Source organism: Halomonas sp. BLK-85 (genome assembly GCF_044792155.1).
Classification (GTDB): domain Bacteria; phylum Pseudomonadota; class Gammaproteobacteria; order Pseudomonadales; family Halomonadaceae; genus Vreelandella.
Genome location: NZ_CP087731.1, coordinates 1,120,955 through 1,139,894, shown reverse-complemented (window position 1 = coordinate 1,139,894; position 18,940 = coordinate 1,120,955). Strand labels below are relative to the sequence as shown.

Here is an 18,940-nt window from a genome sequence, read left to right as displayed (position 1 = left end):
ATCAGGATAGCCATGTCCACAGAAGCACTGCAGCGCCAACAAGAAGCTCATATCCATCAACTCCTGGTGGCCTACCGCTCATTGATGAGCCAGTTCAACCTGGATGCCATTGCCATCTATAGCGGACACCCCAGTGCGCACTACGCGGATGACCAGCTGGCCAGTTTCAAGGCCTACGGCCATTTCGTGCACTGGGTGCCGCTGGTGGATGCCGCGCACAGCTGGCTGGTGATTCACCCGGAAGCAAGGCCCACCCTCCACCTGCACGCACCGGCTGATTTCTGGCATCAGCCCACAACCCTGCCGGAGGAACGCTGGGTCGGTGAGTTTGAGGTGGTGTTGTGCAACGACATTCAGGCACCTCAGCTGAGCCAGAACAGCGCCTGGATCGGCGACGCGGCAGCGCTTGAACATGCTGGCTTAGCAGTGCCAGAGGGGGATGCCAACCCGCCCACCCTGCTGCTGGCCCTGGATGAGCTGAGGGTGATCAAGAGCAACTACGAAATCAGCTGCATCCGTGAAGCCAACCGACTGGCCATGGCCGGTCACCAGGCAGCCCATACAGCCTTTGCCGGGGCAGCCAGCGAGCTGGATATCCAGCTCGCTTATCTGGCGGCCAGCCGTCAGCGTGAATCCCAGCTGCCTTATGCCAGTATCGTGGGCATGAATGATCATGCCGGCATTCTGCATTACCAACACTACAACGCCCAGACGACCCATCAGCGGTTCAGCCTGCTGGTGGATGCAGGGAGTCGCTATCGCGGTTACAGTGCCGATATCACCCGCACCCATCTGGGCCCGGATGCCCCTGCGCTGTTTGAAGCCCTGATTGACGCCCTGCATGGCCTGAAGGACCAGCTGATTGCAAAAGCCAGGCCCGGCCAACAATTCACTGCCCTCCAGGAAGAAATGCATCAGGCGCTGGCGGACATTCTTATTCACCACGATCTGTATCGTGGCAGCGCCGAATCAGCGGTCAGTGAAGGCGTCACCCGCGCCTTCTGCCCTCACGGCTTGGGGCATCTGCTGGGCATTCAGGTTCACGATGTGGCCGGGTTACGCACCCCGGCCGGCGGGCCGGCTCCCGCACCGTCTGAACACCCGGCCCTGCGCCTGACCCGTGAACTGGAAGTGGGCATGGTCATCACCATCGAGCCGGGGCTTTACTTCATTCCCATGCTGCTGGCGCCCTTGCGTCAACAATCACTGCCCATCAACTGGATTCTGGTCGAGCAACTTACGCCCTGCGGCGGTATTCGCATTGAAGACAATATTGTGATTACAGAAAACGGCTACGAGAATCTGACGCCCTGATCCTTCCTCATACTGCCCATGAAGCATAAAAGGCGCACATAAAAAAGGCCCCCCGAAGGGGACCAGGTGGAGCACGCCAGCTCACTCGGTGTATCGTTGCCAGAGCCATACAGGTTAGTCTGAAATGACGCTGTATGTTGCGTGGCAGCGATGTAGGCGGCAACTTTTCCGCCTTGTATCTTGCCTATTGCGACTTACGTGCCAAAAAATAATTATCTTCTTATTTTCATATATTTAAAAAATAAAATCTATTTCTTCAAGCTAGCCACTGGGTGTTGACGCACTGCAATACGCACTGTGGTAGCGCACAAATTTGCTGCGTTGCCACATGACAGTGCAGGGCTTCCGCCAAGACATCCTCAACCGCAGCACGTACACTTGCTTGAATTCAGTTCTCACTTGTTAAGGAACCGTCATGGCGTTTGAATCCACGTCCTCCTACATTGCTACCGATGCCCTCAAGCAAGCCGTCAATGCTGCCGTTGTGCTGGAGCGGCCGCTTTTGATCAAGGGTGAGCCAGGCACCGGTAAGACCCTGCTGGCCGAGGAGTTGGCCGGATCCTTGGGTACACGCCTGATCACCTGGCATATCAAGTCCAGCACCAAGGCGGCCCAGGGGCTTTATGAATATGACGCCGTCAGCCGCCTGCGCGATTCGCAGCTTGGGGTGGAAGGGGTGGAAAATGTCGGCAACTACATCAAGCCCGGCAAGCTGTGGGAAGCCTTCAGCGCCGGTGAGCGCGTGGTGTTGCTGATTGATGAAATCGACAAGGCGGACATCGAGTTCCCCAACGACCTGCTGCAAGAGCTCGACCGTATGGAGTTTCACGTCTATGAGACCGGTGAAACCATTCGTGCCGAGCAGCGTCCGATCATCGTGATCACCTCGAATAACGAAAAAGAGCTGCCGGATGCCTTTTTGCGCCGCTGCTTTTTCCATTACATCGAATTCCCCGACCGCGAGACCATGCAGGCGATTGTCGACGTTCACTTCCCCGATATTGCACCCCGTCTGGTCAGCGAAGCGCTGGAAGTGTTCTTTGATTTACGCGGCGCACCCGGGCTCAAGAAAAAACCTTCGACCTCCGAACTGGTGGATTGGCTGAAACTGCTGATGGCCGACGAGCTGGCCCAGGAAGCCCTTTATCACCGCGACCCGGTCAAGGCCCTACCGCCGATGGCAGGTGCGCTGGTCAAGAACGAGCAGGATACGCAACTGCTTGAACGGCTGGCCTTCATGCTGCGTCGCCAGAAGAACACGGGGCGCTAAGCCATGTTTATCGGCCTGTTTGAAACGCTGAAACGTGCTGGCGTGCCGGTGTCGCTGCGCGAGCTGCTGGACTTACATGCTGTCGTCGAACGTGGCGTGGTGTTTGCCGATATGGAAGCTTTCTATCAGGTGGCACGCACCGTCATGGTCAAGGATGAGCGTCATTTCGACCGTTTTGATCGCGCCTTTGCGGCCTGGTTCAAGGGCATTGAGGATATGAATGCCGCCATTGACGCCCTGATCCCCGATGAATGGCTGCGCCGTGAGTTCAAAAAACAGCTCAGTGATGAAGAAAAGGCCAGGATCGAATCCCTGGGCGGGCTCGAACAGTTGATCGACACCTTCAAAAAACGTCTTGAAGAGCAGAAAGAGCGCCATGCGGGCGGCAACAAATGGATTGGTACCGGCGGCACCAGTCCGTTTGGCGCCTATGGCTACAACCCGGAAGGTATCCGTATCGGCCAGGAGGGCTCCCGCCACCGACACGCCGTCAAGGTGTGGGATGAGCGCCGCTTTCGCGATTATGATGATTCTCTAGAACTGGGTACTCGCAATATCAAGATGGCACTGCGCCGCTTGCGCAAGTTTGCCCGTCAAGGGGCGCTTGAAGAGTTTGATATCGACAGAACCATCCGTGAAACCGCCCGGGATGCGGGCCTGCTGAATATCCAGATGCGCCCGCAACGCCACAACGCTGTCAAGATTCTGCTGTTTCTCGATGTCGGCGGTTCCATGGATGACCATATCCGCGTCTGCGAGGAGCTGTTTTCCGCCGCGCGCTCGGAGTTCAAACATCTTGAGCACTATTATTTTCATAACTGCCTGTATGAAGGCGTCTGGCAAAACAATCGCCGCCGTGGCAGTGAACGACTTCCGACCATGGACGTTTTGCATACCTACGGGGATGACTATCAGGTCGTGGTGGTCGGCGACGCTGCGATGTCGCCCTATGAAATCACTCACCCGGGTGGCAGCGTCGAACACTTCAACGATGAGGCCGGTGGCATCTGGTTAAAGCGTTTGACCGCTGCATTCCCTCGCCTGGCGTGGCTCAACCCCATGCCACCACACGCCTGGGAAATGACCTACTCGACCCAGTTGATTCGTGAACTGATTGACGACCGCATGTACCCGATGACGTTGGAGGGCCTGGATGCGGCGATGAGCCAACTGGCCCGCTAAAGCGCGGAACCACGCATCCAAGACCATTTTGATCATGTGAAAACACGGCCATGTGCTACCCTGATAATTGAGTTTGTTACATATTTGTAAGTTTCTCAGTAGTAGACAACAACAGACAACAATAGGATCGCCCGTAATGAGTCGAGAAGTCGTCGTATTAAGTGCCGTACGTTCTGCCATTGGCGCCTTTGGTGGCGGATTAAGCTCCATAGAACCCCATGAACTGGCGGGCCAGGTCATGAAAGAGGCGGTCAACCGCTCCCAGGTGGATGCCGCCTTGATCAACTACGTTACCGTGGGCAACTGCATCCCCACGGATGCGCGTTTCGCCTATGTCGCACGCGTTGCCTCCATTCAGGCCGGGTTGCCGATGGATTCCGTCGCCATGGCGGTGAACCGCCTGTGCAGCTCTGGTTTGCAGGCCATTGTGACCACTGCCCAGAACATCATGCTGGGTGATTGTGATTATGGCGTTGGGGGCGGCGTTGAAGTGATGTCGCGGGGCGGTTACCTGTCACCTGCCATGCGCTCGGGTGCACGAATGGGCGATACCAGCATGGTCGACATGATGGTGGCCACCCTGAATGATCCTTTCGGGGTTGGGCACATGGGCATAACCGCTGAGAATCTGGCCGAAAAGTGGGATATCAGCCGCGAGGAACAGGACGCCTTTGCAGTGGAATCCCATGCCCGTGCAGCGCGCGCCATCGAGGAAGGACGCTTCAAGTCTCAGATCGTCCCGATCACTTTTGAGACCCGTAAGGGCACCGTCGTTGTCGATACCGATGAGCACGTCAAGCCGGGCACCAGTATGGAAAGCCTGGGTAAAATGCGCCCGGCCTTCAAGAAAGACGGCACCGTCACAGCCGGTAATGCCTCGGGCATTAACGATGGCGCCGCCTTTATGGTGCTGGCTTCTGCAGAGGCGGCCGACAGTGCCGGACACAAGCCGATTGCCCGCGTGGTGTCTTACGCGGTGGCCGGGGTGCCGAATGAGATCATGGGTGAAGGGCCCATCCCCGCCTCGCGTCTGGCGCTGGAGAAAGCTGGTTTGTCACTTGACGATATGGATGTGATTGAATCCAATGAAGCTTTTGCCGCCCAGGCACTGGCCGTCGCCAAGGGCCTGGGGCTGGACATGCAGAAAACCAATCCGAATGGCGGTGCCATCGCATTGGGCCACCCGGTGGGTTGTTCCGGGGCCTTTATCGCCACCAAAGCACTCCATGAGCTTGAGCGTACCGGTGGACGCTATGCGCTGGTCACCATGTGTATTGGCGGCGGCCAGGGAATTGCAACCATTTTTGAGCGCCTGTAAAGCGTTAACGGGCAAAATACTAAACGTCGGCGTGGCAAGAGCCCGCCGACGCCGATAATGACACTTAATCTGACTATTTTTTCTAAGCTTCTGACTTTTTCATGCTAATGCCCACTCAACACCTCTCTTCGCATGCAACAAGGTGGTGTCATACAGTGCAACAGTGGTGTCATGCTGTTTGATCAATAAACCGATTTCCGTACAGCCCAGTATGACCCCGGTCGCACCACGTCGATGCAGATCTTCCACAACGTCCAGATACGCCGCGCGGGAGTTCTTATCCAGCACACCCCGGCACAGTTCCTGATAAATAATCTGGTGAACCTCCTCACGCTGAGTATCATTCGGCACCAGCACGGTAATCCCCTGGGTTTCCAGGCGCTCGCGGTAAAATGCCTGTTCCATGGTAAATCGGGTGCCTAAAAGCCCAACGGTTTGAACGCCATCCTCCCGCAACGCCTGTGCCGTGGCATCGGCAATATGCAAAAGCGGAATGGACAGCGCGGCTTCTACCTGTGACGCAACACGGTGCATGGTGTTGGTGGCAATTATCAGGCCGTCAGCGCCAGCGGCTTCAACCCTTAGGGCATGCTTGACCAACAGATCAGCCAACGCCTCCCACTGCTCTTCCCGCTGCAACACTTCAACGTCGGCAAAATCCAGGCTATCAAGAATTACCTTTGCCGAATGCAGGCCGCCCAGTCGCTGTGCAACCTGCTGATTAAGCAGTCGATAATAGGTCTGGGTAGATTCCCAGCTCATGCCACCCAAAAGGCCAAGCGTTTTCATCGTCTGCGATTTCTCCAGATATTAAGCTAGGTTGTTATTTAATCATTCAGACACAAGGATATTCTGACTACACTTATAGTAATGCAAACAAAAATAACTTCTCAAAAAAGCGTCCGGGAATGCGGATGAAGGCAACGCTGAACACCCTGCTGCGAACCAGCTATATCGCCGGGCTGGGTATCCTGATTGGCTTGTCTGCGGCGGTTATTGCCAACTTCTTTGTGGCCGGCATCACGTGGATGAACGATAGTCTATTGATCTCACCACGCAGCCGATTGATGGCAAGTAGCGAATGGCTGCTGTTGATAGCCACCGTGATGGTGCCCGCTTCAGGAGGGTTAGCCGTAGGTATTATCCGGCATTTTATTGAAGGCCAACGCTTTCACGGCCCGCCGGATATCATTGCCACCGTACAGACCCGCCAGGGGGAGCCCGCTGCACGGACGGGGCTTTTATCGGGCATTGCCAGCCTGCTCTCTCTGGGTAGTGGCGCCTCAGTAGGCCAATATGGCCCGTTGGTGCATCTTGGTGGCTTGCTGGGCTCACTATGGTCACGGCTTTTCCGCATGGACATTTCCATGGGCAATGTCGCGGTTTCCTGCGGCGTTGCCGCCGCTATCTCGAGCATTTTCCATGCCCCGATTGCCGGCATCCTGTTTGCTCAGGAAGTTATCCTGCGCCATTTTTCGCTGCGCGCCCTGGCCCCTATCGCCGTTGCTTCGATTGTTGGCTATGTGGCTGCCAATACCATTCTGCCCCAACCGCCTCTTTTGCAGATCGAATCTGCCGAAATACTCCACTTCTGGGAATTCGGGCTTTTTCTGTTACTTGGCATGGCCAGCGCGCTGGTGGCCGTGGCTTATATGCAATCCATCCTCTGGGTTGGGCGCTGCGCCAGCGCCGTGCCAATCCCAGCCATCACCCAGCCGGCTTTTGCTGGCGCAGCGCTGGGAGTTGTGGCGCTATGGTTTCCTGAAATCCTCGGCGCGGGTGGTGAAAATCTGCGCTTTGCGTTGATTGATGAAGCTTTCAGCCGCTGGGAACTGGCAATATTGCTGATTCTGAAAATACTGGCCACCGCCTGGTGCCTCGGCATGGGCTTTGCTGGCGGCGTATTCAGCCCCGCCCTGCTGATCGGCAGCCTGTTCGGGGCCTTGTTCGGCAGCCTGGTCGCCACCTTTAGCGGAGCCACCAGTTCAGCCGTGGTGGTGTATGCCGTCTGCGGCATGGTAGCGGTAACTGCACCGGTAATTGGCGCCCCCATGACCACAGTGGTTATCGTATTCGAGATGACCGGCCATTACCCCTTGACCATTGCCGCATTGAGCAGCGTGGCACTCGCCAGCCTGACCACATCACGGCTGTTTGGGCGCTCTCTATTTGATCGTCAGCTCCACCAGCGCGGCATAGACCTTTCCGGCGGGCGCAGTAAAGCGCTATTGACAGCCCATACGCTGCAAGCACTGATCAACCCGCACTGTCTGCAACTCAGCCCCCGCGCCAGCGTCAGTGACGCCATGCTGGCAATGAGCCAGGCGCAGGCGGCAGAAGCCTATCTGGTAGACGCCGCTGGCCGCTACCTTGGCACCGTGCACCTGCATGCGCTGATCAGCGCAGCGCCGCAGGATGAAGCCCGCCAATACACCCCACCGGACGACCTATGCCTGTATAGCGATACCCCTCTATGGGAAAGCATGCAGGCCCTGCGTGAATTTGTGGGCGAGCGGGTACCGGTTGTCGACAGGCAGCATCGTCTGATTGGAGCTGTTGCTGAATCGGATGTGATTCGCGCCTACCTGGATATTCTGGCTGATATGCGTCGGGAGGAATATGCGCCTGGTTAATATTTGGCTGGTATGTGTTTCAACCTGTTTGCCTGTGCTGGCAGCTGCTTCTCCGGTTCACCAGCCAGCACCTCTGGTGGTCGCTTCATGGGGTGGCGCCTATCAGGCAGTGCTTGAGGAAGTATTGTTTGAACCCTTTACGGCCGCTACCGGCATTCAAGTAGAAACAGTGCCGTATAGCGGTGGACTGGAAATTCTTGAATCAACGCCGCCCGATCTGATCGATATGACCAAAAACGCTGCCATGACTGCATGCCAACAAGGGCAGCTTCTGCGTCTGACGTTTGACGACCTGCCTGACGGCGCCGATGGCACTCCCGCCAGGCGGGACTTTATTGACAGCGCATTCAATGAGTGTGCGCTGACCCATCTTCTGTATGCCACCGTGATTGCCTACGATACTCGGGCGTTCAAAGGCTTTATTCCCTCTCGCGTTCATGACCTGTTCAATCTGCAGGATTTTCCTGGCAAACGTGCCCTCCAGGACATCCCCGACGGCAATATTGAGTGGGCCTTACGTTCGTTTGATGTCCCCCGCGAATCCCTTTACCCACTGTTGAGCACGCCGCGGGGCATGACATTGGTATTTGAGCGCCTTGATGCGCTCAGGCCACACACCTTGTGGTGGCAGGCAGGGAGCGAACCTGTAGAACTGCTGGAAAGCGGCGAGGTGGTCATGGCATCTGGCTATAATGGACGTTTTTTTGCCGCCATTGCCGAGGGCAGCCCGATTCAGATTATCTGGGACAGTCAGATACAGGAACATCAGACCTGGGCCATTCCCACCTCAGCCAACAATCAGGCGGCCGCCCGGCAATTTATTCGCTTTGCCACCCGCACCCAACGGCTTGCAGCGGTAGCGGAACGCATTGCCTATGGCCCTGCCCGCCACTCTGCCTCGGCTCTGCTTCATAAACACCCTGATGGCTTTGACATTCGCCCACACATACCTACGCATCCCTACAACAGCCAGACGTCCATCACCAAAGATGTTGGCTGGTACGCACGGGTGCGAGACCATTTACATGAACGCTTCGAACAGTGGCAACAAGGGGGCAGTCTCTAACCGTCCTTGCTCAAACGCCGTTTACCTGGCGGCCTGACACCATCCTGACTCTTGAGCGCCTTTAACTGTATCTCCACTTTGGAACGTGCCCGTTCAGCGGCGACGGCGCGCTGCTCAGCGCTGTGAACGCTTTGCTCCAGAACCGTCAAACGCTCTTTCCATTCATTGCGCATCTGGGCGATATCCTTACGCACGGCATCGGCATCTTGCTTGCGGGCTTGTCGCTCTGCTTTCAGGGCTTCGCGCTGATCGCTCGCATTGTGCTCTGCTGCTGCCTGTTTGGCTTCAGCAGCCGCCTTGGCACGCTCAGTGGAACGCTGCAGGCGCTCGGTTACCTGAAGTTTGCGCTGGGCTTCCATGCTGGATTGATAATATTCATCGCGCTGTTCGCTAAACAGCTTGAGACGCGCTTGCGCTTGAGTTAAGGCCTGACGCATTTTTTCAGCGTCCTCGCGCTCTTCGTCCAGCGCCTTACGTAAGCGCTCGAACTCTGCACGCAAGGTGTCACGCTCATTCACAACATCATCACGCTCGCCTTCCAAACGATTCACCTGAGAAAGTAACAGCTCTGTCTGAGATTCAAGTTCTTCGCCTATTTCTGCCAGCGTATCAGCAGTATGTTGTGACTCCTGGGCCTGCATTTCCATGTCAGCACGCACTATTGATACCTGGCGCTCTATTTCATCGGCTATTGCGCAGATCAGGGCGTCAGGTAGCTGGATGGCTTTACGTTCTGCAGGCGCCTGAGTGGCTTTCCAGTCGCGCAGGTGACGATGAATGGTATTTGGACTTCCAGTTCCCAAGTCGTCTCTGATGCGCTGTATGGTGGGGTTAGTGCCTTGCTCGACTAATTTTTTGGCCGCTTGGGCCACCTGTTCATAAGTGATACCGGGGCGAGGCATGAAACGTCTCCGTGATTGCCATATCCTTCATGGCTTAATAGTATTTCATATCGAATTAAATACAATACAAAATGTTTTCATGAGAGCGTCTGGCCAGGTCTGATACTGCCACGTTAGCGAATAGCCTTGATGGCGTTGCTTTGATAGGTTCGCATTGATGACGTCGCAGTCCTTGCGACGTACGATGCAACATTCCATGTAAAGCTTGTTCCCTCCCTCCCTTGCGGCATCTACACCCAGTACAGGCCACAGGCGGTGCTTGATCTGTGCGCTAACGCACGCAAGCAGCTATAAATCACATTAATTGTTCTTTTCAGCCCTGCGTTCGCTAGCGCACGGTGACTGAACATTATAAGCGTCATACTCAGGTTGAGCGTGGCAAGGGAAATGCCTAAACAAGGATGTTGCGCTATGCGCTAAAAGCGTAGTTATACATCCTTTTAAAGAGTAATCTCCATGAAAACTGCCTACCTGAAAACCAGCGCACTCAAAAAGCCTCTATCACCTGCACTTGATGCTGATGTTTTGAAATTCTGGCATAAAAAGGCCCAGCTTCAATTAAATTACATGAATGTAAATGCTGCCTATATCGATTGAAATATCTTGCATACAGACAACTTTCCCAGCTGGACTTTACAGCTGGATCAAGCATTGTCATTCAACCTATCAGCAATATCTTATTATACACCGTAACCTATTGAAACTCTTAGCTTGAATGACATGGCCACGGGCAAGTTCAACACAGGTTAATTCCCACCATATTATGAAATCTATTTTTGCGATAACGATTGGAACAATCGTGCTGCTTTTAATGCTGACCCTCCAGGGTTCGCTTAGCGTTCAAATCCTGCTTGCTTTTGCCGGTCTGGCTTTTTACGCAGTCGCCTTAAGCCCTGGGATCACACAAATTGGTCCCAATGCTTGGCGGCAACTTAAGCCGAGCAAGCCCAAACTGCATAAACCAGGTGATTGATGTGATCAACAGTACTCGATGCTCTAGGCTCTCCGCTTGCATCACTGCAATATTGGGTATGACACCTTCAGGAGAGCGCCTGCAAGGCTGATTGCTGAAAGGTTTTCCTGACCACCTGGCGCAACTCGCTGTCATCCCAGGGTTTGGTCAGAAATTTGTAGATTGCCCCTTCATTAATCGCCTCCGTGACTGTTTTCAGATCAGTATGCCCTGGCAGTTTGACCTGAACGATGCCCGAGTCGTTTTCCTTGACCTGGCAGAAACACACTACCGCTCATTAGCGTCATGGTCTTTTTGTGGACAATGATGCGAAGGTCCCCACAAAGGCTTGACCACATGATCAAGGTGCTAACGCGTCGTTCTTGCCGGTGCATCAACTCAGATTTCAAAGGCTTCCCGCTCGCGATGATGTCGTTCAAGAAAGGTTTTCAAGCGAAGCAGCGGCATGGGTCTGGCGAAATAAAAGCCTTGATAGTGTGTGCATCGTTGGTTGGAAAGATAAGCAAGCTGATCATGGGTTTCGACCCCTTCAGCCAACACTTCAAATCCAAGGGCCCTCGCCATGTCAATAGTTCCCCGAACAATGGCAGCATCGCGATGGTCGCTAGTAATATCCTTGATAAATTCACGGTCTATCTTGATCTTGCTGACGGGCAAATGCTTAAGATAGCTAAGACTGGAAAAACCAGTTCCAAAATCATCAATTGCCAGCTGAATTCCCTCGCCTCTGAGACCTTTCAAGGTATCCAGTGCCCAATCGGCACTTTCCATCAACACCCCTTCGGTCAACTCAAGTTCAAGTAATCGCGGCGGCAGGCCACTCTTCTTTAGCACGTGGAAAAGATCACGCACAAAGTAGGTACGCTGAAACTGCATGGGTGAGATATTGACCGCCATGCTGAAATCGCCCAGGCCAAGGGCGTTAAGCGCTTTACCATCACGGCAGGCGGTAGCCAACACCCAATCGCTGATGGGAATAATCTGGCCAGTGCTTTCAGCTAAGCTGATAAAATCCACGGGCGATACGCGGCCACGTTCAGGATGCTGCCAGCGGATTAACGCCTCAAAGCCGGTCACTCGCCCGCTTGGGCTGTGAACCTGAGGTTGGTAATAAAGCTCAAACTGTTCGTTATCAATGGCTTTTTGCAGGTCTCGTCGTAGTGAAACACTTTCGCTAACCTTCTGGCCGAGTTCTTTTCGGTACCAATAAACGGCGTTATGGCCTTGATGCTTGGCACGATACATGGCCATGTCTGCCTGTTGTACCAGTATCATTGGCGACGCCAGAAGTTCTTCCTTGATGGCGACCCCAATGCTTGCCGTAATGCGCAATTCGTTGTCACCAATACGGTAAGGCTGCGCAATAATGGCAAGCAGTCTTTCAGCCTTGGTTTGCACTCTCGTCAGATCCACACAGGCCGGCATGACCACCACAAACTCATCGGCACCAAAGCGGGCAACGGTAATGTCAGCCTCGGTTTCAGCCAAAAGACGTTCGGCGACCTGCTTGAGCAGCTTGTCACCGACCCAGTGACCAAGCGTATCGTTGATGGGTTTAAAACCATCAAGATCGACAAACAGCACGCCCAACACCTGCTCCTCGCGTGTATTATTGACCGCATCTGCCAACTGCTCTTCCAGTAGGGTACGATTGGCAAGCCCGGTCAAGAGGTCATGGGTGGCGTTAAAAGCCAAACGCTGTTCGTTATGGCGCTGGATAGTGATATCGTGCTGCACACCGATAAAGTGGGTGATCTGCCCCTGGTCATCTACCACGGGCGAAATGTTCAGCTCGTTCCAGAATGGAGTGCCGTCCTTGCGATAGTTGCGCAATATGACTTGGGTTGTCTGTCCGTTAAGTACAGCAGCGCGTATTTTAGCAACATCCTGAGGATCGGTGTCGGGTCCCTGTAGAAAGCGGCAGTTGCGACCGCGTATTTCTTCATATTGATAACCGGTCAGCCGCTCGAACTCCGGATTGACATAGATAATCGGATGATCACTCTGGGTGGCATCAGTAATCACCACCCCATTGATGCTCGCCGCGATGCTGCGTTCCAGCACGTGAAGCTGCTGCTCGTTAGCCTTGCGTGCACTGATATCACGAAAATACACAGCCAGCCCTTCACGGGAGGGGTAGGCATTAATGTCAAGCCAGAGCCCAAGATCTGGATAACGTGCCTCAAAAGAAACGCTGATATTATCGTCAAGAGCGCGACGATAATTATATTCAAACTCGGTCCCTAGCCCCTCGGGAAAGACATCCCATAAACTGACACCGTCTAGATCGCCCGACTCATGTTTCAACAGGTGCTGGGCAGCGGCATTCAGGTAGGTGAAGCGCCATTCGTGATCCAGCGTAAAAAAACCATCCGTAATGCTATCCAGCGTGGTGGTAAGACGCTCGGCCAGACGGTCAACCTCCTGCCCCAGGCGTCGGCGATGCGTGATATCCCGGGCGACCATATGAATCAGCGCTTGCGCACACAGCGCGGCTTTGACCTCCATCCAGTGTATGTGCCCCCATGAATCCTCAACCCGAACCACCAGATCCTGCACCGGCGACTCTGCATCCAGGCACTGGAGCGCGTTTTCCACCAGGTAGCAGTCCTCAGTGATCACCAGATAAGTGAAGGATTGGCCTTTTAGCTCATCAAGTTCGTAACCCAGAAAGCGCTTGAAAGCAGGGTTAAGCTGCAGAAAGTTTCCAGTACGATCCACCCAGGCAAATAGATCAAGGGAAAGGGTAAAGAAGGGATCCTTTTCAAGCACCAAGTCAGCAATCTTCATAGTCTCACGCAGAATATAAGGGGATATCTATTCATTATCGAATGACTCTTCAGGTAATCTGACTGGAAGCGTAAAGCAGCTGGCGCAAGTGTCAAACAATATAATCAACTATTTATACAACAAATACTGAAACAGCAATTATTGGCATTCTGTCTAATATTTGTTATTTTTTCAGATCTCGCCATCATTTATTTAGACGAACATATCTGAATTAAATTCCAGGTCGCATCCAAAAAATTGATAATGATGTGATGAAAATTATTATGTACGCTAGCGTACATAATAATCTTTTCAATTTCTGTAACATTGATTATAGATGACTTCTGCTCACCGCCTAATCATTTGACATAGAGGCTCTACGCATGATCCTGCTACATGATGACCCTCGCCAGAATGACCTATTAGCGGCGTTACCGCTGGATGAGTACCAGCGCTTGGCACCTGACCTGGAAAAGGTCGATCTGGTACTGGGCGCTTCGCTGGTCGAGTCCGGTCAACCGATGCAGCATGTCTATTTCCCGACAGATTCTATTGTATCCTTGCTATGCGTTATGGAAGATGGTGATTCGACCGAGATTGCCGTCGTCGGCGCCGAGGGAATTGTCGGTATTTCGCTGTTTATGGGCGGCGAAACCACTCCCAGCCGAGCCATCGTGCAAAGTGCGGGCACTGCTTATCGGCTGAAGGGTCATCTTTTAAAAGACGAGTTCTACCGGGCGGGAGCTTTGCAGGGCTTGTTGCTACGTTATACCCAGGCCCTGCTCACCCAGATGGCACAGACAGCCGTGTGCAATCGCCACCATAGCCTTGATCAGCAGCTGTGCCGCTGGCTGCTATTAAGCCTTGACCGCTTGCCAACCAACGAGCTGCTGATGACTCAAGAGCTGATCGCCAACATGCTGGGGGTTCGCCGTGAGGGGGTCACCGAATCAGCGGGCAAGCTGCAAAAAGCCGGGCTGATTTCCTATCATCGCGGACGCATTACCATTCTCGATAGGCCAGGCCTGGAGGCACGTGTGTGCGAGTGCTATGCAGTTGTCAGAAAAGAATATGAACGGCTGTTGAGTTATCGCCGCCCAACATAACGTTCTAGATGTATTCCAGCGTACCGACGGAGTAAAAATATAGTGGTAACCTCTTTGATGTCGTTGATAGTTATTGTTTCTTTTTCTATTCATCGCTGACATCGGGGTTTCATGATGTTTTCCATGTGCCGATGGCCAATTGTTCCCATCAGGAGTAAGCACATGGGTACCCCTTATCTTTTCAATTCCAATCAACTACTCGATAGCTTGCCCGATAAAGAAAAAAACGCCTTTCTTGCTGACTGCGAAATAGTCGAGATGACTTTTGGCGAAATACTGACGGAACCAGGTGAAAAAGTCGCGTATGCTTTTTTCCCCATTGACTGCCTTATTTCCCTGATTGCCACGCTGGAAGGCGGTAACCGCCTGGAAGTTTCCATGGCCGGTAATGAAGGCATGGTGGGCGTCTCCTTGATACTCGGCTCTCACACAAGCTCGCTACAGATGCTGGTTCAAGGAGCCGGGCAGGCGCTTTGCATGTCATCGGCACGCTTTCAGGCACACTTGGCAAAAAGCCCGGTGATTGAGCAACTGATGAAACGTTATCTTGACGTCTTGATGAACCAGCTTGCCCAATCAGCGGCCTGTGCTCACTTCCATGAATTACAGGCGCGTCTGGCGCGCTGGCTGCTGATGACTCATGACAGAACCCGTGGCAATCAAATGCACCTCACCCATGAGTTTCTTTCCGGCATGCTGGGAGTGCGGCGTGCTGGCGTTACCCATGCTGCCAAAGCGCTTCAGAATTGCGGATTGATTGACTATCAGCGGGGCAGAATCACCATACAGGACCGCTCAGGTCTTGAAGCAGCGGCTTGCCTTTGCTATGCCGTCGATTGCCATATTTACGTGCATATGCTTGAGCAGACAGCCTGATTAGCAGGTACTTCATCTTTCAGACGCAAACAAGGCGGCATCTCCTATCAAGATACCGCCTTACAGAAGTTGCATTCAAAGCACCAGCATAACGCTCTGGCGCGTTTATTTCAGGCGTTCAAACACCGTGGCGACGCCCTGCCCCATACCAATACACATGGTGGCCAGGCCGAGTGACGTGTCCTGCTGATTCATCACGTTCAGCAAGGTGGTGCAGATACGCGAGCCCGAACAGCCCAAGGGGTGCCCCAGGGCAATCGCGCCACCGTGCAGGTTGACCTTTTCATCCATGGCATCGAGGAAGCCAAGATCTTTCAATACGGGTAGGCCTTGCGCAGCGAAGGCTTCATTAAGCTCAACGCTGTCGATATCGTCGGCTTTGAGCCCAGCCGCTTTCAGCGCCTTTTTGGAAGCAGGCACCGGGCCATAGCCCATGATAGACGCATCGCAACCAGCTACACCGGTTGACAGCACCCTGGCCATGGGTGTCAGGCCCAACGCCTGGGCACGCTCGTTGCTCATTACCGCCATGGCAGAGGCTCCGACCGAAAGGGCCGAGGAGGTGCCAGCGGTGACGGTGCCGCTGCGCGGATCAAACACCGGTTTCAGAGCCGCCATGGATTCCAGGGTGCTTTCCGGGCGAATCACTTCGTCGTTTTTCACCAGCACCTTGAAGCCCTTGGCATCATGCCCTTCCACACCGACAATTTCGTTAGCAAAGTAGCCGTTTTCCATCGCCGCCTGAGCGCGCTGATGGGAACGCACGCCAAACTTGTCCTGATCTTCGCGACTGATGCCGTGCATCTTGCCCAGCAGTTCTGCCGTCAGGCCCATCATCATGGCGGCTTTGGCCGCATGCTTGCTGGCGGCCGGGTTAACATCCACGCCGTGGGTCATGGGCACATGTTCCATGTGCTCAACGCCGCCGATAATAAAGAAATCTCCCATGCCTGCCTTGATGTTCGCCGCTGCAATATGCAGGGCGCTCATGGAGGAGCCACACAGCCGATTGACCGTCTGCGCAGGCACAGAGCGGGGAATGCCGGTCATGATCGCTGCGTTGCGGGCGATGTTCATGGCCTGTTCCAGGGTCTGGTTGACACACCCCCAGATCACATCATCCACTTCCGACGGATCAAGGTTGGGGTTACGGTCAAACAGTGATTGCATAACAGCGGCTGACAGGTTTTCAGCGCGGACATGGCGGAAGGCACCCTGTTTGGCTTTGGCCATGGCGGTACGGGTTGCATCAACCACCACGATATCTCTCGGGTTCAAACTCATTTTCAGTCTCCTTTGTGCGGTGGTTGATCAGGCGCTAGCAGGATAAAAACGTGAATGATCACGCGCCATTTCACGTAGTTTCGGGGTCGGGGCATAGAGTGCGCCCAGTTCTTCAGCCAACGCATCCGCCTGGGCAACAAACTCGGCGACACCCATGGCATCGATATAGCGCAGCGCGCCCCCACGGAAAGGCGGGAAACCAATCCCATAGATCAGGGCCATATCCGCCTCTGCGGCAGAATCAACAATGCCATCTTCCAGACAGCGCACCGTTTCAAGGCATAGCGGCACCATCATGCGGGCGATAATATCGTCATCAGAAAACTCCTTGGCTTCCTGGACCACGCTGCTTACCAGCGAATGCGCCTGCTCATCGCTTACCTTGACGGGTTTACCTTTCTTGTCTTCTTCATAAGCGTAAAAACCCTTGGCGTTTTTCTGCCCCAGGCGGTCATTTTCAAACATCACCTGAATGGCCGTTTTCGTCTCACGCGCCATTCGATCCGGGAACCCCTCGGCCATCACTTCATTGGCATGTACGGCGGTATCCAGCCCGACCACATCCAACAGGTAGGCAGGCCCCATCGGCCAGCCGAATTTTTCCATGACCTTATCGACTCGTTTGAAATCAGCGCCCTGCTCCATCAGGAAGCTGAAGCCGCCAAAGTAGGGGAACAGCACCCGGTTGACCAGAAAACCTGGGCAATCGTTGACCACAATCGGCGTCTTGCCCATGGCACGAGCATAGGCAACGGTCGCGGCAACGGCGGCGTCCGAGGTCTTTTCACCGCGGATGACTTCCACCAGCGGCATGCGGTGTACCGGGTTAAAAAAGTGCATGCCGCAGAAATTTTCCGGGCGCTTAAGGTTTTTCGCCAGGCGGTTAATCGAGATCGTTGACGTGTTGGAGGTCAGGATGGTGCTGTCGCTGACCTTGTCTTCTACCTCGGTCAGCACAGCGTCTTTCACCTTGGGGTTTTCAACCACGGCTTCGACCACCAGATCAACGTTGCCAAAATCACCATAGGACAGCGTGGGGCGAATATTGGAAAGCCGGGTGGCCATCTGCTCAACGCTGAGTTTGTTGCGGTCGACCTGCTTGGCAAACAGCTTGCGCGCTTCCTTCAGGCCCAGCTCAATGGCATCGTCCTTGATATCCTTCATCAGGATGGGAGTGCCCTTGGAAGCACTTTGATAGGCAATACCGCCCCCCATGATGCCGGCGCCCAGCACGGCCGTCTGTTTAACCGGTTGAGACTGCTTTTCGTAGCCGCTGCCTTTCTTCTTGACCAACTGGTCATTCATGAACAGACCAACAAGATTAAAGGCCACATCCGTCAGGGCCATGCGCGCAAAGGTGTTGGCTTCAATGTGTTGAGCTCGTTCCCGCGCTTCTCCGGCACCTTTCTGGATCACCTTGATGGCTTCAATCGGCGCCGGATAATGCGGCCCTGCCTTACCTGCTACATAACCCTTGGCCGTTTCAAACACCATCATCTGTTCAATGGCGTTGAGCTTCAGCGCTGATTTTTTTTCACTACGACGCTCTTCTATATCCAGTTCACCGGCATTGGCGCGGTGCAGAATATCCGCAGCTGCAGCCAGCAGATCATCCTCTGGCACTACCGCATCAACGGCACCGACTTTCAAGGCGGCATCAGCCCGGTTTTCCGTTCCTCCGGCGATCCATTCAATGGCATTATCGGCACCGATCAGACGAGGCAGGCGCACACAGCCACCCCAGCCGGGAATAATCCCCAGCTTGGTCTCCGGCAGACCGATCTTGGCTTTTTCGCTCATCACGCGAAAATCGGTGGTCAGCAGTACTTCACAGCCACCCCCCAAGGCTAATCCATTGATGGCCGTCACCGTCGGAAAAGGCAGATCTTCGATGGCATTAAAAATCTCATGTACCTTGAGGTTCATCTCGACCAGGTATTCCTGGCCTTTATCAAAAAGCTGATGAAACTCGGTAATATCCGCACCGACAATAAATACCTCTTTCCCGCTGGCGATAATCAGGCCATTCAGCCGATGCTCGGCACTCAGGGCCTGAACCGCCTCACCCAGCTCCTTGACAACAGCACTGGAAAGCGTGTTGACAGATTCACCCTGCAGGTCAAAAGTGAGGGTTGCGATATCATCATCGCTGCGCACCATCGAAATGGCATTACCTTGATAGATCATCCGCCTTACTCCGTTGAACTGGTGTCAGAAATAAATTCATACGACCGTTTGATTGCCTTA

Annotated in this window: 15 protein-coding genes; 9 read left to right on the top strand and 6 right to left on the bottom strand. The window is 54.2% G+C overall.

The window, feature by feature from the left end; all coding sequences use genetic code 11:
- The first annotated feature begins 12 nt into the window (after nt 1-12).
- From pepQ to LL947_RS05065, 4 genes are all read left to right on the top strand, one after another.
- Nucleotides 13-1,314: a Xaa-Pro dipeptidase gene (gene pepQ, locus LL947_RS05080; RefSeq protein WP_499834135.1), complete on the top strand. Its 1,302-nt coding sequence runs from the start codon at nt 13-15 to the stop codon at nt 1,312-1,314.
- Nucleotides 1,315-1,729: 415 nt separating this feature from the next.
- Nucleotides 1,730-2,584 (top strand): AAA family ATPase, encoded by an 855-nt coding sequence (locus LL947_RS05075; RefSeq protein ID WP_499834134.1) that lies wholly within the window; start codon nt 1,730-1,732, stop codon nt 2,582-2,584.
- Nucleotides 2,585-2,587: 3 nt separating this feature from the next.
- Entirely contained in the window at nt 2,588-3,766 is a 1,179-nt protein-coding gene (locus LL947_RS05070; RefSeq protein WP_499834133.1) for a vWA domain-containing protein, read from the top strand.
- 136 nt (nt 3,767-3,902) lie between these two features.
- The gene (locus LL947_RS05065) at nt 3,903-5,084 is read left to right on the top strand and encodes an acetyl-CoA C-acyltransferase family protein (protein WP_499834132.1); all 1,182 of its coding nucleotides are present in this window, start codon (nt 3,903-3,905) and stop codon (nt 5,082-5,084) included.
- 99 nt (nt 5,085-5,183) lie between these two features.
- Here LL947_RS05065 and LL947_RS05060 read toward each other — a convergent pair whose 3' ends face one another.
- Nucleotides 5,184-5,873, bottom strand: a complete 690-nt coding sequence (locus tag LL947_RS05060) for an aspartate/glutamate racemase family protein (RefSeq protein ID WP_404417025.1) — start codon at nt 5,871-5,873, stop codon at nt 5,184-5,186.
- Between the two features lie 125 nt (nt 5,874-5,998).
- Here LL947_RS05060 and LL947_RS05055 point away from each other — a divergent pair, with 125 nt between their 5' ends.
- Nucleotides 5,999-7,717: a chloride channel protein gene (locus LL947_RS05055; RefSeq protein ID WP_499834131.1), complete on the top strand. Its 1,719-nt coding sequence runs from the start codon at nt 5,999-6,001 to the stop codon at nt 7,715-7,717.
- Nucleotides 7,704-8,783, top strand: a complete 1,080-nt coding sequence (locus LL947_RS05050) for an extracellular solute-binding protein (protein ID WP_499834130.1) — start codon at nt 7,704-7,706, stop codon at nt 8,781-8,783. The genes LL947_RS05055 and LL947_RS05050 overlap by 14 nt, the downstream gene beginning before the upstream one ends.
- Here LL947_RS05050 and LL947_RS05045 read toward each other — a convergent pair.
- Nucleotides 8,780-9,685 (bottom strand): DNA-binding protein, encoded by a 906-nt coding sequence (locus LL947_RS05045; RefSeq protein ID WP_499834129.1) that lies wholly within the window; start codon nt 9,683-9,685, stop codon nt 8,780-8,782. The two genes, LL947_RS05050 and LL947_RS05045, sit on opposite strands and share 4 nt — an antisense overlap.
- Before the next feature lie 456 nt (nt 9,686-10,141).
- On the opposite strand from LL947_RS05045, the gene LL947_RS05040 reads away from it, so the two are divergent.
- A complete protein-coding gene (locus tag LL947_RS05040) occupies nt 10,142-10,282 on the top strand; it encodes a hypothetical protein (protein ID WP_499834128.1) in 141 nt (46 codons plus the stop codon).
- Nucleotides 10,283-10,725: 443 nt separating this feature from the next.
- On the opposite strand, the gene LL947_RS05035 is transcribed toward LL947_RS05040, so the two are convergent.
- Nucleotides 10,726-10,926, bottom strand: a complete 201-nt coding sequence (locus LL947_RS05035) for a response regulator (RefSeq protein ID WP_404417013.1) — start codon at nt 10,924-10,926, stop codon at nt 10,726-10,728.
- A 110-nt stretch (nt 10,927-11,036) separates the two neighbouring features.
- A complete protein-coding gene (locus tag LL947_RS05030) occupies nt 11,037-13,448 on the bottom strand; it encodes a putative bifunctional diguanylate cyclase/phosphodiesterase (protein WP_499834127.1) in 2,412 nt (803 codons plus the stop codon).
- A gap of 362 nt (nt 13,449-13,810) precedes the next feature.
- On the opposite strand from LL947_RS05030, the gene LL947_RS05025 reads away from it, so the two are divergent.
- On the top strand, nt 13,811-14,533 hold the full coding sequence (locus tag LL947_RS05025; RefSeq protein ID WP_499834126.1) for a Crp/Fnr family transcriptional regulator: 723 nt from the start codon (nt 13,811-13,813) through the stop codon (nt 14,531-14,533).
- Between the two features lie 162 nt (nt 14,534-14,695).
- The gene (locus LL947_RS05020) at nt 14,696-15,409 is read left to right on the top strand and encodes a Crp/Fnr family transcriptional regulator (protein WP_499834125.1); all 714 of its coding nucleotides are present in this window, start codon (nt 14,696-14,698) and stop codon (nt 15,407-15,409) included.
- 105 nt (nt 15,410-15,514) lie between these two features.
- On the opposite strand, the gene fadA is transcribed toward LL947_RS05020, so the two are convergent.
- A complete protein-coding gene (gene fadA / locus LL947_RS05015; RefSeq protein WP_499834124.1) occupies nt 15,515-16,693 on the bottom strand; it encodes an acetyl-CoA C-acyltransferase FadA in 1,179 nt (392 codons plus the stop codon).
- Nucleotides 16,694-16,720: 27 nt separating this feature from the next.
- Nucleotides 16,721-18,880, bottom strand: a complete 2,160-nt coding sequence (gene fadB / locus LL947_RS05010; protein WP_499834123.1) for a fatty acid oxidation complex subunit alpha FadB — start codon at nt 18,878-18,880, stop codon at nt 16,721-16,723.
- Nucleotides 18,881-18,940: the final 60 nt, after the last annotated feature.